This is a genomic window from Paenibacillus sp. AGC31 (assembly GCF_057334655.1).
In genome coordinates, this window is record NZ_JBHFJH010000049.1 from 215,184 (window position 1) to 230,352 (window position 15,169).

Sequence of the window (15,169 nt, forward strand, 5' to 3'; positions counted from 1 at the left end):
TCCCGTATGGAATTTTGCCTGCTCTTGTTCTATTAACCTTCTCACAGAATTTTAAGCGACCATTCGACACACTGTCGAAGAATACCAATGGAAGAGGAGTCATTGCAAAAGAGATGAAAAACCCGCAAAGCATTGCTGCCCTGCGGGTTCTGGTGTGACAGGAACGTTATAAATTCCCTTGACCGTGCTGACTCTGGATTGAATTCAATCTTCTCTTCTCCTCGATGAACATTTCCTCTGCCAACTCAACACCTTGCCCTCCGAGTGAAAGCTCTGCTTGTCGCATCGCCTGCTCCGTGTGTGCCAGACGTCGTTCCGCCTGTACAATGGTCTGTGCCGTCGGATGAGACATGGCCTGAGATACAGCATAATGAAGCTTGTTCACCGCATTTTGCGCCTGAGATACGGTGGTATCGGCTTGCAAACTGGAATCATAACGCTTCGGCATGAGTATTCCTCCTTGGGATTATCATGTTCCTGTTACCCCTTTAGGATGGATAACACAAGCCTTCCTTATTCTTCTTTTGTGTTTTCATCGTAACTTTAATTGATTTCGCTACGTTTATTAGGTAATCATTCCAAATCAGGAGGAATTTATTTGAAGAAAATATTATTGACACTCTGTATGTTGCCCCTGCTCATTTGGGTACAAGGCTGCACTCCTGCAACATACGAGATAGAAGGATATACAGCGTCATCCATGAACCCAGACATTCCTGTTCCAACCAATGCAAAGCTTATTGAAAACATAGCTTATTCCGATGATCCCAACCTTAAAAAAGGCGTTAAGTACGAGCTGAAACATATTGGGGGTGAGCAAGGACTATACCCGCCAATGGATTATTTTCAGAAGTTAGCGGATACAGGCTGGGTAGAATTGGAGGAAGAACGACTTGGAAATGTACATTTCCTGAAAAAGGATATTACCGTCATTGCCATTGAAATTCGAGAAGATACCTTCCAAATTACTGAAATGGTCCAAGGTGCTATGGAGTAACACATCCTTTCACTGCTACCCAAACGAAAAAAAGGAGAGGCACGTAGCCCCTCCTTGCGGATGTTTGAACTTTTCGTTCTCTCACCTTGTTTTATCCTATTACTTCACGAACTTTGCGACTTTGGCGAGTACTTCTTCTTCTGTCGGCGCACTGATATACCGACCATTGATAAAGACAAATGCACGTTTCGCGCAAGGACCGCAATAGGATTTGCACCCAATCTTGATCTCCGTGTCTGGAGCCATTTTTTGCAGCTTGGGTACAATCGATTTCAGTCGGACATGATTACACTTTTCGCATACGCGGATATCGTTAGCCATGAGTTCCCCTTCTTCGCGCCCTTAGTGGTCGCCGTGATTACCTTGGGATGGATTCGTAATGACAAATCCCTCTTCCGGGAAGTAGAGGTAGTCAATTTTAACACCGTTCAACAAAGGCTGATCATTCGCGAGAATGACATCAATCTCTTTATCGGTAGATACAACTGTATCATTTTCTTTTGGTGTGTCGAGATCAAGCCCGTAGTGAGCATGGTCACCATGTGCATGTGTGATGACAACGCGCAGGGTTTTTCCTTCGTTCTCCGGCTTGTCCAATTCAAGCTTCAATACTTTAGCAGCATTACGCGTAATTTTGCAGTTCATTCTCTTCATCTCCTATATTGTAATTGCAGGTTTCAACAATTTCAGCATTCTTAAACTACAGCATCTATTGTAAAGAAAGTTACCGCTCTTCGCAATAACATTGATGCGAATTCAATGTTAAAATGATCCATTCGGCCGCAAACTAAGAAGGTGCCCCCTCCTGAAGCACAGGATATTTACGTTCTGCCCGGCTTACAAACCAGTTCATCAGAATCAAAGTGACCCCGATATCATCGATGGGCATAAACGGCATTACGTCAGGAAGTACCCAGTATAACAGCGCCGGAATAATAAACAACAACTTTTCTCCCAAAGGAATCTGCGGAGCCCGGAGCAGCCGGGGGAGCCTTTTGAAAACTTGTGTCCATCGTTTGAACGACAGCAGTCTTCTCCACTTCATTTGAATCCCTCCGTATAATTGTATATGTCGCCGAAACGGCACATCCATCATTACCCGTTCAAAAACATTCAGAACGAATGACGTAGAATGTCATTATAAAAAATAATAAAAACGGAACGTCGCTCATAGCGTCCGTTCCTGTTATACGAATGATCTACTGTTAAGTTTCACACCTTCATAATTCAGGGTCTTGCCTCATTGTCCATTGGATAACAGTTCAGCCAGCAACATTCCCACTTCTATACAGATATCATCAAACTGTTCTACGGGAAGCGGATTAACACCCAATCCAACTTCCACCGTGAAGCCCGGTTTACCGAAATCTTGAATAAACCAGTCCTTATATCCGGCATCACTGCCACCGAGCTTCACCGCCTTGTAGCCGGAAGCTTTGGCGAGTCTACGCGACAGCGGTCCACTCTCCCTGGGTTCAAGATCACGATAGTTCCAATAAATCTCCTGTCCCTGACTATGCAGGGATACTACCGCATCAAATGTATGTTGCTGAGTCCACTGCTCAAGCGCCTGTGCCTCTGGTTCTGTCAATGGCGCTGTCCCTGCATAATCCCTGGGGCCAGGTGAGGTCACACCTCTTCTCACTGCTTCTTCCTCCCAATGGGCTGGAAATTGATCATTCAGATCCACCCCTCTGATGTTGGCCTTCCAATGGGTGAAATGTGATCTGCCGGCATTCCAGGCTAACAACTGCTGCGCATGTGGATGCTGATTGACCACACCTTCCTGAACCAGTTCGACCCCGTCCGGATTAACCATCGGCACGGCCCAGAGTGTCGTCTCTTGCATCCAGCGTTCTGTCTGGTATTGATGCCATGTCCTATCCGCACTATACGCCTCGGCATATTCCTCGATAAACTTCATCAGAACTGCTGTTGTTAACCACTCATTAGCATGAACCGAAGCGTTAACATGGATATGTCTCGACCCTTGCCCAATACGCAAATAAGGCAGCAACTTCCCCATAACACTTGTTCCAATGGACCCCGTCTCGATAAACGGGTATTGATTCTCCAGCTTGTCTATATCCCTGATTAATTCTCGATAACCATACTCTCCCTGAATCTTCACGATAGTTTTTCCATTCGAAGCCGGAATATGAATGCAGCGACCAACCCAGTCAGTTACATTGGTGATTTCGGGATTGGCCTGGCGCAACACCTCTTCGTCCAGACCAAATCTCCCTGCAATCTCTCCTACACTTTCTCCAGGCGGTACAGCGTATCTGCGACCTGTCCCGGGGACAATACGCAGCATCTGACCTGCCAGCAAGTATGGCTGGGAAGCCACCTCCGGGTTCAGTGCAGCAAGGAACTCTTTGGTCATATGGTGTGCTGACGCAATTCGCGGCAACGTATCTCCCCGCTGAACGATAATCCACTGCAGATCCATGTTGTTCTCCTTTCCACAGGAAAAGACAGGTCTCCTGTCCAGTTCTGACCGATTTCGTGTCTGTAACATATGTATGCAGGTCAGGTTGTCCGTCATGTGACAAGAATCATGTTTATCTTCGGTTAATGCATAATGACGACAAAAAATCCCGGAACTTCACAGTTCCGGGATAGTCCACAACCAAATTACATTAATTAAAAGTCTTATTCATGCATAATTTGAATATAACTATGATAATTGCGTAACTTGCCAGACAACAGGGGTCTTGGAGATCTGCTCCCCCAACCATCGACGGGTGATATTCTGGAACATTCGCGGGTCACCCGTGCAGAAAAATTGATGCACCGGAGTCTCATCCCCACTGGCCAGCTTTCGTTTATCATATAAAATCGTACTGATTTCACGTGCCGTTTCATCTGCTGAACTGATTAACTTCACTTCCTGTCCCATAACTTCCTGAATCGTGTCCATGAGAAAGGGATAATGCGTACAACCCAGAATAAGACAATCTATTGGTTGTTGTTTAATCCCGCCCAATGATTGTTCCACCGTATGTGTCGTGTGCTCGGAACGAAATTCACCTTGTTCCACCAACGGCACCAGCGCCGGACAAGCCTGACTGACCACATCAATATAGGGGGACAACTGCTTGAGTGCTGATGTATAAGCCCCACTACCTATGGTACCCGTGGTACCAATCACACCAATACGTCCTGTACGTGTCGCTGTGATTGCGGCCCGCGCACCCGGATGTATAACACCAATGACAGGCATATTCACCTTGCCACGGATATACTCCAACGCGGCTGCTGTTGCTGTGTTACAGGCGATAACGATAACCTTCGGATCGAATTGGATCAAGAAATCAACGATTTGTTCCGTAAATTGTTTTACTTGTTCGGACGAACGGGGTCCGTACGGTGTCCGGGCAGTATCCCCAAAATAAATGATCTTTTCCCGCGGGAGCTGACGCATCACTTCCTTGGCGACGGTCAATCCCCCCACACCGGAGTCTAATATAGCGATTGCTTGCTGCACGAACACACCGCTTCCTTCTTCATTGAATTGGTTCTCAAAACGATTGTTTCTCAGAGCTTTCTTCCTACCGTATGAACATTCCGGCAAAAAGGTACCTACATCTTACCCGATTTCATCGCAGGGTTCAAATTAAATCCACGCGCTACGTCATCTATGTGTGGACACGCAACAAAGCAGGCTCTCCTCTAATTAGAGGAAAGCCTGCTTATCGAGCATTGCTTAGTTGTCGTCCTTGGACTCATCCGAAGGAAGCTTCGCTACGATGTCAATTCCGGGTTCATCCACTGTTTTATCGATATCGATATCGTTATCAACAATGGCTGCCGATATGCGAATTTCTTTCCCTTCAGCGCAATTGCGCCAGGATTGAATATCCTGAATCACGACATCTGCGGTCTCTTTAACTTTGGATACGATCTGCGAACTTTGTTCTCCCACGATACCAGCCAGTTCCTGACCTTTCTCCGATACCTGACGAGCACCTTCTGTAATATCCTGACGAAGTTCACGTCCCGATTTCGGCGCCAGCAACAATGCCGTTACTGAACCAACCACGGAGCCAATAAGAGCTCCCCACAACAAACTTTTGTTAGAATCCTTCACGTCACATCTCTCCCTTTACTATTGTTTAAGTACCGGACTAGAAGCAACGGTCTGTCGCTCAGCCATCCGGGCGAATGCCTACTCTGTTGATGCATTATAAGCAGCACAGGCTTGACTTGACACTCCAGATGTTAAAAATAATCTGAACGCCCTTTTTGAATGGATGCAAATGACTTGGCTTAAACTCAGTTCTGACGAGCCGGCTCGAGATTAGACGCGGCATGCTCATCCCCCGGGTCCAAATCAATCACATATCGTCCAGGTGCAATCAATGCTGCCTGATGTTCACAACGCCAGCGACGTCCACCTGAAGAACCCAGCGTCTGTCCATCTTGCAGAACATCCCCCTGATCAAATATGTAATACGCTGCACCCAGTAAGGTCTGAGCCACCGTATCCGGATCAAGACCGACGAAGTGACACTGGACATCAGGTACACCCAGCGCAGATAATCCCACGGTATCCATGACCAACCCGCGCTGTTCCTCTGTACCTCCAGCTTGATACATTCGAACGTTCATGGCTGCATACAGATGTTCCTCACGTTCCTGAGCTTGCGTATATGCTTCCGGTTCAACCAGCTTGTCACTGCCATACCAATACAGCGCGTCACAGGTCAAACTCTCCATGATTGCCAGTACAGTCTTCTGAAACAGCTCCAGACGCTGTTTACGAGGCATGGCAGCCGTGAACATATCATGTATCCGAATGGAGTAACGCGCAGCTTCCACAGCTTGTCCTGCATCCGGCCAATGCCATGCTTGTTGCAGAGCACCGCCAAAGCGAGCACGATCTGCGATTTCATTCACAGGAAGCATGCAAGTCTGAGCAGGGATATCCCCTTCCTGGAAGGATACCTTGTGGTCCAGATGATAGAAGACAAGCATCTCATGCTTTTGCCCTCCGCTCTCTTGTTTCACATCCAGTCGGACTTGTCCTGTATGACGGATCATAGCTTCCTGCAAACGCAGGCGATCCACCTCTGGACGTTCCCGGAACAAAAGTTCAACCATATACACCGGATGGAATCCGGAAGGTGTTTCATTTGTTTCGTTACTTTCAGTATTAGCTTCATTGAATTCTTTTGATTCATTTGTCATGCGATTTCCCTCATTCCTTACGCTGTCCCTCGGCCTGTGCCGTATTGAAAGGACCAAGTTCTTTTTCCACGTAGGCGCTAACCTGAGTAGTAAAATGTTCAAGTATACTCGGCAACTCTACGCTAAGTGGATGGAGCTCAGACCGCTCCCAGGTGTAATAATCCTGCACCAGTGGCTTGCGTAACGTGACAAGCTGACGCAATATCTCATAGGTCGGATTATCAAAAACCTTTTCTTCATAATTAATCTGAATAATATCATCATAGCTGCTTGCATCTCTCATGATGAAGCCGTCGATCAGATAACTTCCCACATCGGTAACAATCTCGATCGCCAGGTGAAGACAACGTTCCTGTACCATACCCAGCATGAGACTGCCATCCCAAGCTTCTGCTGCCCCGCGAAGCCCTTCAGCTACTTCCGGTACAGCAGCAAGCCGGCGGGCAATCTGTTCTCTGTTCACATAATACATTCGTTCACTTCCCGTTCAGTGAGTTATCGGTTCCGTTTCCCTCTTCGCTTAAGCCAGAATATCATCACAGGACAAGCGATTAGAAACACAACAAAAATATATAGAAATTCCATAACGTCTCTTAAATCGCTCATGCAGAGTCCCCTTTATCTCAACGTAGTTTGAATGACAGATCAGATTTCGTAGTCCACTGCAATTGACTGTTCTCTGACTTCGTTCATGTACTTGATAACTTCCTGATGAAGCGGGTGTACCTGATACGCCTGGAGATCCTCCAGTGACGCAAACTCCGCCGTGAGTGAAATGTCGAACGATCTCTCCGAGCGAAGCACATCAATCCCGATTTCAAGTGAAACTAGGACATCAATTTTACCTTCCAGATTGCGAAGCACCTGGGCTGCAGCTTCAATACTTTCTGCTGAACGATCTTTCATTTTAAACAGGACAATATGTTTTATCATCTGGGCAAGCACCTCATTTAATATAATAGTAGAAATGAATGAATTTTCATGTATCCAAAATATATCATAACGCTCTCTATTACGAAAGGATACTTGGAAACGTTCTCTTGATAAGAAAAACTAATCCAAACCGTTTCCTTTCGATTCGGATTTCTTTTGAGAACTATCCTCCGTCTGTTTCGCGGATTCATCCTGCAAAGTTTGTCCTGTTTCAGCCTGCTGCTTGATGTTGTCTGGAGTTTGCTGCGGTTTGGACCACTCACGATTCGTCAGATACTCCTGATCCTCCTGTTTTTTCAACACTGCAATGGCCTGTCTGAGCTTTGCAGGCAATGGAAGACCGATTTTGGCATAGTTCTCGGTAATCGAAATGAGTTCATTCACCAGATAGAAATAAATAGCTCCGCCTTTGATAAAATCGGTTCCCATGATCAGATCAATTCGATGAGCAAGCAAAACAACAGTCAGCATGAGCCCTTTGCGAGCAATCCCCCAGAATCCAATGTTGCTATTTAACCCGGTACCTGTTCTTACCGCCGCTGCCAAACCTGTTATATAATCCACAGCCATCGCGACCGCGAGCAGGCTCAGCAATTGATCCCATCCGCCAAAAGCAAACGTAACAAATGCTCCCGAGATGGCAGCAAAGGTATTCACAGATAGATGCACGTTCCTCACCTCTCCCTTACACTTGAGTATCATACAATATATGTAAAAGTAAGAGATTTGACAGGTCACATGTCATGCTGAACATGCGGATTTATCATTTCAGATTTGTGCACATCCTCTTCGCAGCAGGGGAACGAAAATCACATGCTTTTGGGGAATTCAGGGAAATAAACCGCATCATATCAACAAAAAACAGATAAAAGTTCTTTAGACCTAATAATAAGTAATTAGAACTATATTATTTTTATTCCTGCCGAATTTCTCCCCTCATTTTTAGTGAAACATTGTAATCTAGGAATATACTAGGATGTGAATTGCGCATGGTCTAGTTCGTAGTTCCCTCTTTATCATGAATTGACGCATTGATGCATTTGTAACCGGTAAACCCGGCACTTGAAAGTACCCCGTTGTTTATTGTAGTATTTGGTTAAAAAAAATCGGAGGAAATATGCCTAATCAACCAGAACAACATTCCATCCAGGCGTGGTCTCTGATCAACCGTAAATACTTGGGAAAAGGCGTCCGTGTTAAACGATTCCGAAAACCGACACGCTGTCAAATCCGCAATCGTGTTCTTCTTGCCGTGCTGATGGCCAATGATATCAAGTTGTCCCAGCTAGCTGAAGACCTCTCCATCTCTTCACGCAGTGTCAGTGCGTGGGTATATGAAGGACGGATACCCGGCAGTACCAATTTGGACAAGACTTGCCAATTACTCGGCTACCCGCGTCATATTCTCTTCAATGAAGAAGTTGTGCGTAATAGCCCTGTCATATGTCAACCCGAGTCATCTCGCTTCATGAAGCGTACGGTGACCCGTTCTCCGGTTAGTAACCGTATTTTGACAGGCTTGTGTATGGTCCATGATCTGTCGGTGACAGATGTCAGCCACTGGATCGGGGTTCATCCCGGCACTTTCCGCAAATGGCTGCATCAGGGAACACTGCCTTCTGCTGCGTTTCAGGAACAAGCGGAGCAATTTTTCCGTATCCCGAAAACTATTTTGTTCGCAGATGTCATCTTGAAAGATCGTCGCAACAACTAAATAAGCGAACAGCCAAAAGGCTCTGATCTCCCCATAGGGAGGCCAGAGCCTTTTTAAAATGAAATACATGCCTTCTCTCTCGGACTTGAAGCACTGTTCTGGCTATTCCCTGAGAAATGTCAGATAACCTACCCTAATTCGCCTTTTGATCCCAAGGAGAGCCATCACAGCCAGCTACAAGCTAAGTTTATACATTTCATCATGACCGTTCTCGCTAAAAGGTTATCCTAACCTCGTGTTTAATACTTCATTGATATATCTCAATCCGGTATATCGAGGACGAAGCGTATGCGCTGTGTTGAACGCATGTTCCACCATCTCCGGAGTTACACCGAGTTGCTCAGTAGTCACAGGTCCACCTACTTGTTCCAACCATGCGATGAGCTGAGAAGCCTCCGGCAATTGGTCATATATCCCAAACACCGGTTCACCCGATGTCTGTGCAAGCTCTTTATATTTCACCGTAAGCAACGCACAAGCTACGCCAACTTTGGCACCATGCAGAACCGGTCTTTCTCCCGCTTGCATCAGATCCATCTCCAAGATGTGGGACAGATGATGCTCACCTCCGGATGCCGGACGGGAATGGTCAATGATCAGCATGGAGATACCGGAAATAATTAATGCGTCCATTAATACAGCTACTCCCTCTGCTCGCCCCTCCGAAATAGCTTGTACATGATCTACGCAGGTCTTCAGCGCTTCTTCTGTCATCCGATAAGCAACTGGACAGAACGGTTCTCCGCCCAGTTCACGAGAAACAATCCAGTCTGCAAGTGAAGTATATTTACCAAGCATATCTCCGAATCCGGCAGCTGTCATCACTTGGGGGGCTTGCTCCAGAATATCCAGATCGGCAAAGATAGCCTCAGGCGGAACAGCCTGAAATGTTTGTTTGATGCCGCTTACAATTAAGGGTGCACCCGCAGAGGTAAACCCATCCACTGAAGCCGCTGTCGGTATCGACAGAAAGGGCTTGTTCATTTTGGAACAAACAAATCTCACCAGATCATGAATGGTACCTGAACCCACCGCAATTACAGCCTGACTTTCGAGTCTCACACCCAACATGACCTGTACAATAGCTGCTTCATCCGCAATGGTACGATTCTCCGGTATAGAGATCTCATCCACATGCATTCCAGCTTCGCGAATACTACTCAGCACATCAGATCCAGCGGCCCGAAACGTATGTCGATCATAAACAACTGTCACCTGACGATATCCTTGCTCAGACAAATAACCCGGTAACCTCTGAATGGCCCCAGGTTCCAGATGAATCAGCATATCCACCATCCGGTGTTGATGACCGCAAGCACACTGCTGTGCTTCCTCATTCCATGCTGCAATTCGTTCGTTCATATTCATTCGCTCTTACCCTCCCATATGAGATATCATGCATAATTAACGGGTTAAAACCACAAGATAAAAAAGGAAATAAAATGTGATGATTTTCCTGATCACACTTTACTGCCTGTACCCAATATTTGCAAATCCATATCTCACATTTCCAAGTAGGTGAAGCAATGAAATTAACGAAAGAATTAGGAATTTCGCTCGGATTTCTCGCCGGAACCACTTTTGGCAGCGGTATCGCTTTTTTGTTTCGTCTCCAGTCGGTTGAAGTGGTTGCCAGTGTTACGCTATTTGGTATTGCAGGAGCCATTGCCGGGGTCATCACGGCAGTCATTCTGCGCCAGCGGCAACATTAGCATTGGCATGCTGGTAGCAAAATGTAGGCTTCACACGAATGATCCACAAAATAAAAAAAGGTTCGTGAATTGCCCTAGAGCAACTCACGAACCTTTTTTGTTAGATGCGGTCGAGAGGACTCGAACCTCCACGGGGGTTAGCCCACACGGACCTGAACCGTGCGCGTCTGCCAATTCCGCCACGACCGCATAATATGTATCTCCTCATCCATCGATGAAAAGCGTTCCGGTGAAGCAATTCCTTGTTTTACCGTAATTCAGAGTATACATGCTCCAAAATAAAAATGCAACTTCTTTTTTATACATTCAAAAAAAGGACATATGTCCTTTTTTCTCAACTTCAAATACCCTATCGTAGCAATAAAACAAATATTCAACCATACGAATGCAAAAATGAAGGAGAGATCCACCTTGAAAACAACCCATCTGTGCTTTATCGGTGCCGGGTTTCATGCATCCACGAATATTTACCCTTCTGTTGTTGAAGCCGGAGCGCGGATCCAGGCCATTGCCACACGGAGTATGCAACGCTCTGAAGCAGCTCTGCTGCGATTTGGCAGCGACGGAAAAGCGTATGACAATGCTCAGCTTATGTTGCAGCAGGAAATCTGTGACGGAGTCGTTGTGGTCGCCCAGCCTGTAGATCAGACCGCTCTTGTCCTTGAATGCATTCGGGCAGGCAAGAATGTATATGTGGATAAGCCGCTCGGATGGAATGCAGCAGAAGCCGCCACTGTAGCAGAAGCTGCTCAGCAGGCTGAAGTCGTTGTCATGGTCGGTTTTATGAAACGTTATGCCCCCGTATACATAAAGCTGAAGGAGCTCATTGATAGTGGTTCGCTAGGTAAGGTACGTTCATTCCAGATGAAATTCGCTGTAGACAGTACTCCATTTTGCAAGGATGAGGAACAGTTCATGAAGCTCGCTGCCATTCATATGGTCGATCTGATGCGTTACTTATTCGGGGAAGTAATACGGGTTACAGGCACAACTGTGAAGGATGGGGAACACATTAATCAAAGCATTTCCCTTGTATTTGAGAATAACGTCGTAGGCAGCGCTTATTTTACCGGCATGAGTGCTTGGTCACGGGAGAGTGAAAGTGTACTCGTCACCTTCGACAACGGATTTGCGTCAGTTGAAGAGATCAACACACTTACTGTTCATCAATCCCGAAGCTCGACCAACCTTCCCTGGAAATCTCTCGAAGAGCAAGATACCGTATATACACCTTCCGGATCTCCCATGTCAGGAGCTTATCGCGACCTTTATCTACGCGGGTTTGTTGGTGAAATGGTGCACTTTATCGCGTGTTGCCAGAATCAGACTGTCCCACATTCCAGCGCCAAGGATAATATTGCAACGATGGCTCTATGTGACACCATTCTAGCGTCACTGAAGTAGCGGATATACGCTCATCATCATATTTTATACATCCAGAGAGGAGCCTGAAACCGGGGCTCTTTTTTATCTTATAGACATCATCGCATCTGCCTTCGCCTAGAATTAGGGTTTATAATCTGAATTATAAGTGATATGCTCTTTCATGTACCATACGTACTTTATATAATGTAACCACCCAAATAGATACTATAGAAAATCACCGTAAAGTGGAGGTGTACTTATAATGAAAAAGGACGCAACCAAGCTATGTCCCGCGCCATACGGCTGTTCCGTAGAAGTTACCCTTAGTGTGATCGGAGGCAAGTGGAAAGGTGCCATTTTGTATCATTTATTCTCCGGTCCTTTGAGATTTAACGAGATCCGAAAATTGTTTCCTGACATCACCCAGCGTATGCTCACCCTGCAACTTCGAGAGTTGGAAGGCAGCGGAATTGTTCATCGTGAAATATATCCCCAGATCCCACCTAAAGTGGAGTATTCCCTCACACCATTTGGTGAGACGTTACGGCCGATTATCTTCAGCATGCGAGATTGGGGAGAAACGTATACAAATGAGGTTCTGGCCAGATCCTCACAAGAGGTATAATACACAAAAGAAGCTGTCCCTTATTCTTAGGGGACAGCTTCTTTGCTTGCTTATTTAATAACCGTCTGAATCGTAACTGTTCGGTTACGTCCCTCTTCCTTCGCTTGATACAATGCATTATCCGCCAAGTGAAACAGTTCTGTGGATGTTGTGGAGTGCTTCGGATATTCAGCAATTCCAGCCGAGATGGTGACGGAACGATCTATAGGCAATACGCTTTCTTCGACCGTTATTCGGATACGTTCAGCAATCTCAAAAGCCACGTTAGACTCGGAATTTCTTAACAAGACTACAAATTCCTCTCCACCAAACCGGGCACAGACATCTTCTGGTCGAACAGACAATTGAATGATATTGGCAATGTGTTTCAATACTTCATCCCCAGCATGATGCCCGAATGTATCATTAATGGACTTGAAGCGGTCGATATCCAGAACAATAATGGAGAACGGCACCTCATCCTGAATCCATTCCTGAATGACTTCTTCGAAGGTTCTGCGATTGTTCATGCCTGTTAAAACATCGGTTCTGGCATCATAGACAAGCTGGTTTGTCTGTTTTCTAAAGTTCGCCAATGCGCCAACAACTGCTCTCGTTAGAAGGTCTGCCTCTCTATTCCAGTGAGGTTTTATCACCGGTAGATCCACTTGTCCCTTATCGACCTGATTCACCAAATCAGCAAGCATAGCAAAAGGACTGGCCAGCTTGCGTGCAACCCGAACCACAATAAGGGTCAGGATCAGGAAAGGCACTGAAGTGTACAGCAACAACATACGGATATGATGATTCAACTGATCGTACACCGTTTGGGTTGGAGACACGATTACGACGCCCCAACCTGTTGATGGAACTTTGTAATAACCTGCAAGTGAATCCACACCTGCCAGGTTTTTGTATTGTTCCTTACCGTTCTCGTTTGCTAACAGCTTTTGCACCACTTCATTTTCACTGACATTTTCACCAATTCGGTTGGTGTTTGGATGAAATAACAAAGTGCCCTTCTTATCCACAATAAAAAAGTAGGAACCATTACTTGTCTTGAGCTGACTGCCAAAAGACAGACTCAATATATTATTTTCCTGTAAAAAGATATTTCCACCAATCGTTCCTTGGTACTCCCCTGCCAAATCAAAGATCGGTTCACTGACAAATACAATTCTGCGTTTGGTTCTGGGTGTCTGGTACGCTTCGGAGATATACGAAGCCCTCAAACTAACCGCTTCTTTTGCTGCATTGGAACTAACATGGTGACCTACGCTAGCCTGTGAGTAAGGTGAAGTAGACCTGACTACTCCCGCTTTATCTACCAAAGAAACGGAATTAAAAAAATTACTGCTATTGCGAACCAAATCCAATGTGGAATTCAACTCTTTTGTATTGGAGCGATCCACATCAGGAAAATACTGGGTTGCATATTTTAAGCTCTCCTGCATGGAATCAAAAAGCGAATCCAGAGTTTGGCTCATTTGCACAGCGCTTGCATAGTTTAGGGACAGGGTGTTATCAATGAGTGACTGTTTCTGAGATGTATAAGATGAGATGACCATGAGGGTCAATGTCATTATAACTGAAATAGTGACCAACCCGCCGAGTAAAGCCGTGAGGCTGATCTTCTTGATGTTTTTTATTTTTTTTCGTAATCTAGATCTCTTGATCTGTGCAATCATCGTTTACTTCCCCCGGATTTTCATGAAAAGGCATATTCCTTCTATCTTATACGAAAGTTGTTAAGATCAAATAAAGAGTTTGAGAAATCTTAACAATTACATCGTAAGATTGACGATTTAATGACATTTTACTTTCCCTGGAAGAATCACTGTTCAGGATCGCCCTAATCGACAATGATATAACCTTCTTCTGGCTCTTGTTCAACAAACCCTGCCATCTGACGAACCTGAAATTCGATCGGGTGATGACTACCCATTAAAATGCGATTTTGAACTTCATCCGCTGTTTCTGTAGGTAATGCAAATGCACGTGTATAGACAAACTGCGCCTGAAGTGTCGTATAGATCGCATTGACAAGCCGATCGTTGCCCGCACGCCCGAACACATTAATGATCACAGCTCCGTCCGAGTCCAGCTTGTCCTTGACCATGGCAAAAAAATCACTGGATATAAACTGCTCCGGTGTACCCGTTGCCGTAAAGGCATCAATAATAATATAATCATATGTCGCAGCGGCTTCCTGGCCTAATAATTCACGACCATCCCCAATGAGCACAGGACTTCCCTCATATCCAAAAAAGGTTTGGCTCAACTCCACGACCTCTGCGTCAAGCTCAGCCACTTTTACCTGACGATCAGACAAGTAGGTTGGCAATGTGCCAATACCATGTCCCACCACAAATACGGTATCAAACTCAGGATCATTCCGTTCCATTAGATGCACCATCGCTCTCGGATACTCCAACACCATCCGCTTAGGCTCATCCAGATCCATGGCTCCCTGCACAGCTGCGTTGGAGAATTCCAATACACGAAACTGGCCCTTCTCTCCATAAAGCTTTTTGGTATCATATACCGTCAGCTCATGCTGTTCACTTTTATTCCGATACAGAACTCTCACTAACCGTTCTCCCTTCGATCTCTTACGCCTATTCGACATATACCTTCATTCTATTACACGG

The 15,169-nt window shown here is 45.7% G+C and carries 18 protein-coding genes, 1 tRNA gene and 1 pseudogene; 5 read left to right on the plus strand and 15 right to left on the minus strand.

From position 1 onward, the window contains the following. Positions 1-166 precede the first annotated feature (166 nt). The gene (locus ACE04G_RS29520) at positions 167-448 is read right to left on the minus strand and encodes a hypothetical protein (RefSeq protein WP_076209046.1); all 282 of its coding nucleotides are present in this window, start codon (positions 446-448) and stop codon (positions 167-169) included. Positions 449-598: 150 nt separating this feature from the next. On the opposite strand from ACE04G_RS29520, the gene ACE04G_RS29525 reads away from it, so the two are divergent. Continuing rightward, entirely contained in the window at positions 599-997 is a 399-nt protein-coding gene (locus ACE04G_RS29525; RefSeq protein ID WP_339183752.1) for a hypothetical protein, read from the plus strand. A gap of 99 nt (positions 998-1,096) precedes the next feature. Here ACE04G_RS29525 and ACE04G_RS29530 read toward each other — a convergent pair whose 3' ends face one another. The 10 genes and pseudogenes from ACE04G_RS29530 to ACE04G_RS29575 form a co-directional block, all read right to left on the minus strand. Further along, positions 1,097-1,318 carry a YuzB family protein gene (locus ACE04G_RS29530; RefSeq protein WP_017689421.1) on the minus strand — a complete coding sequence of 74 codons (222 nt, stop codon included), beginning with the start codon at positions 1,316-1,318 and terminating at the stop codon, positions 1,097-1,099. Between the two features lie 21 nt (positions 1,319-1,339). Next, on the minus strand, positions 1,340-1,642 hold the full coding sequence (locus ACE04G_RS29535; protein ID WP_339183749.1) for an iron-sulfur cluster assembly accessory protein: 303 nt from the start codon (positions 1,640-1,642) through the stop codon (positions 1,340-1,342). Positions 1,643-1,784: 142 nt separating this feature from the next. Beyond that, on the minus strand, positions 1,785-2,042 hold the full coding sequence (locus ACE04G_RS29540; protein ID WP_017689423.1) for a hypothetical protein: 258 nt from the start codon (positions 2,040-2,042) through the stop codon (positions 1,785-1,787). Between the two features lie 195 nt (positions 2,043-2,237). After that, positions 2,238-3,449, minus strand: a complete 1,212-nt coding sequence (locus tag ACE04G_RS29545; RefSeq protein WP_445253546.1) for a M14 family zinc carboxypeptidase — start codon at positions 3,447-3,449, stop codon at positions 2,238-2,240. Between the two features lie 228 nt (positions 3,450-3,677). Further along, on the minus strand, positions 3,678-4,487 hold the full coding sequence (gene racE, locus ACE04G_RS29550; RefSeq protein WP_313771487.1) for a glutamate racemase: 810 nt from the start codon (positions 4,485-4,487) through the stop codon (positions 3,678-3,680). 219 nt (positions 4,488-4,706) lie between these two features. Further along, positions 4,707-5,090 carry a YtxH domain-containing protein gene (locus ACE04G_RS29555; protein ID WP_237176087.1) on the minus strand — a complete coding sequence of 128 codons (384 nt, stop codon included), beginning with the start codon at positions 5,088-5,090 and terminating at the stop codon, positions 4,707-4,709. A 185-nt stretch (positions 5,091-5,275) separates the two neighbouring features. Then, positions 5,276-6,190 carry a DUF4261 domain-containing protein gene (locus ACE04G_RS29560; RefSeq protein ID WP_221823300.1) on the minus strand — a complete coding sequence of 305 codons (915 nt, stop codon included), beginning with the start codon at positions 6,188-6,190 and terminating at the stop codon, positions 5,276-5,278. Positions 6,191-6,200: 10 nt separating this feature from the next. Then, positions 6,201-6,662 carry a DUF86 domain-containing protein gene (locus ACE04G_RS29565; protein WP_076318399.1) on the minus strand — a complete coding sequence of 154 codons (462 nt, stop codon included), beginning with the start codon at positions 6,660-6,662 and terminating at the stop codon, positions 6,201-6,203. 173 nt (positions 6,663-6,835) lie between these two features. Then, positions 6,836-7,123: a Dabb family protein gene (locus ACE04G_RS29570; RefSeq protein ID WP_017689429.1), complete on the minus strand. Its 288-nt coding sequence runs from the start codon at positions 7,121-7,123 to the stop codon at positions 6,836-6,838. A 285-nt stretch (positions 7,124-7,408) separates the two neighbouring features. Continuing rightward, positions 7,409-7,825, minus strand: a pseudogene (locus ACE04G_RS29575) (phage holin family protein); the annotation flags it as partial. Between the two features lie 415 nt (positions 7,826-8,240). On the opposite strand from ACE04G_RS29575, the gene ACE04G_RS29580 reads away from it, so the two are divergent. Beyond that, positions 8,241-8,837 (plus strand): helix-turn-helix domain-containing protein, encoded by a 597-nt coding sequence (locus ACE04G_RS29580; RefSeq protein ID WP_017689431.1) that lies wholly within the window; start codon positions 8,241-8,243, stop codon positions 8,835-8,837. A gap of 222 nt (positions 8,838-9,059) precedes the next feature. Here the strand turns inward: ACE04G_RS29580 and ACE04G_RS29585 are convergent, their stop codons facing one another. Continuing rightward, the gene (locus ACE04G_RS29585) at positions 9,060-10,205 is read right to left on the minus strand and encodes a sn-glycerol-1-phosphate dehydrogenase (protein ID WP_449003918.1); all 1,146 of its coding nucleotides are present in this window, start codon (positions 10,203-10,205) and stop codon (positions 9,060-9,062) included. 158 nt (positions 10,206-10,363) lie between these two features. Between ACE04G_RS29585 and ACE04G_RS29590 the strand changes: the two genes are divergently transcribed. Next, positions 10,364-10,549, plus strand: coding sequence for a hypothetical protein (locus ACE04G_RS29590; RefSeq protein WP_221823294.1), 186 nt, complete (start codon positions 10,364-10,366; stop codon positions 10,547-10,549). A 105-nt stretch (positions 10,550-10,654) separates the two neighbouring features. Here the strand turns inward: ACE04G_RS29590 and ACE04G_RS29595 are convergent. Then, positions 10,655-10,738: transfer RNA gene (locus tag ACE04G_RS29595), tRNA-Leu, on the minus strand. Between the two features lie 222 nt (positions 10,739-10,960). Here ACE04G_RS29595 and ACE04G_RS29600 point away from each other — a divergent pair. Next, positions 10,961-11,953, plus strand: a complete 993-nt coding sequence (locus tag ACE04G_RS29600; protein ID WP_449003919.1) for a Gfo/Idh/MocA family protein — start codon at positions 10,961-10,963, stop codon at positions 11,951-11,953. 223 nt (positions 11,954-12,176) lie between these two features. Next, positions 12,177-12,539, plus strand: coding sequence for a winged helix-turn-helix transcriptional regulator (locus ACE04G_RS29605; protein WP_017689435.1), 363 nt, complete (start codon positions 12,177-12,179; stop codon positions 12,537-12,539). A gap of 50 nt (positions 12,540-12,589) precedes the next feature. On the opposite strand, the gene ACE04G_RS29610 is transcribed toward ACE04G_RS29605, so the two are convergent. After that, positions 12,590-14,005, minus strand: a complete 1,416-nt coding sequence (locus ACE04G_RS29610) for a sensor domain-containing diguanylate cyclase (protein ID WP_405131950.1) — start codon at positions 14,003-14,005, stop codon at positions 12,590-12,592. A gap of 365 nt (positions 14,006-14,370) precedes the next feature. Then, positions 14,371-15,108, minus strand: coding sequence for a spermidine synthase (locus tag ACE04G_RS29615; protein WP_221823288.1), 738 nt, complete (start codon positions 15,106-15,108; stop codon positions 14,371-14,373). Positions 15,109-15,169 lie beyond the last annotated feature (61 nt).

Excerpts from the sequence above, each read along its gene's own strand:
- ACE04G_RS29545 (WP_445253546.1), bottom strand. The coding sequence starts at position 3,449 with ATGGATCTGCAGTGGATTATCGTTCAGCGGGGAGATACGTTGCCGCGA.
- ACE04G_RS29565 (WP_076318399.1), bottom strand. The coding sequence starts at position 6,662 with ATGTATTATGTGAACAGAGAACAGATTGCCCGCCGGCTTGCTGCTGTA.
- ACE04G_RS29530 (WP_017689421.1), bottom strand. The coding sequence starts at position 1,318 with ATGGCTAACGATATCCGCGTATGCGAAAAGTGTAATCATGTCCGACTG.
- ACE04G_RS29580 (WP_017689431.1), top strand. The coding sequence starts at position 8,241 with ATGCCTAATCAACCAGAACAACATTCCATCCAGGCGTGGTCTCTGATC.
- ACE04G_RS29535 (WP_339183749.1), bottom strand. The coding sequence starts at position 1,642 with ATGAACTGCAAAATTACGCGTAATGCTGCTAAAGTATTGAAGCTTGAA.
- ACE04G_RS29585 (WP_449003918.1), bottom strand. The coding sequence starts at position 10,205 with ATGAATATGAACGAACGAATTGCAGCATGGAATGAGGAAGCACAGCAG.
- ACE04G_RS29605 (WP_017689435.1), top strand. The coding sequence starts at position 12,177 with ATGAAAAAGGACGCAACCAAGCTATGTCCCGCGCCATACGGCTGTTCC.
- ACE04G_RS29590 (WP_221823294.1), top strand. The coding sequence starts at position 10,364 with ATGAAATTAACGAAAGAATTAGGAATTTCGCTCGGATTTCTCGCCGGA.
- ACE04G_RS29570 (WP_017689429.1), bottom strand. The coding sequence starts at position 7,123 with ATGATAAAACATATTGTCCTGTTTAAAATGAAAGATCGTTCAGCAGAA.
- ACE04G_RS29520 (WP_076209046.1), bottom strand. The coding sequence starts at position 448 with ATGCCGAAGCGTTATGATTCCAGTTTGCAAGCCGATACCACCGTATCT.
- ACE04G_RS29560 (WP_221823300.1), bottom strand. The coding sequence starts at position 6,190 with ATGACAAATGAATCAAAAGAATTCAATGAAGCTAATACTGAAAGTAAC.
- ACE04G_RS29610 (WP_405131950.1), bottom strand. The coding sequence starts at position 14,005 with ATGAGCCAAACTCTGGATTCGCTTTTTGATTCCATGCAGGAGAGCTTA.
- ACE04G_RS29540 (WP_017689423.1), bottom strand. The coding sequence starts at position 2,042 with ATGAAGTGGAGAAGACTGCTGTCGTTCAAACGATGGACACAAGTTTTC.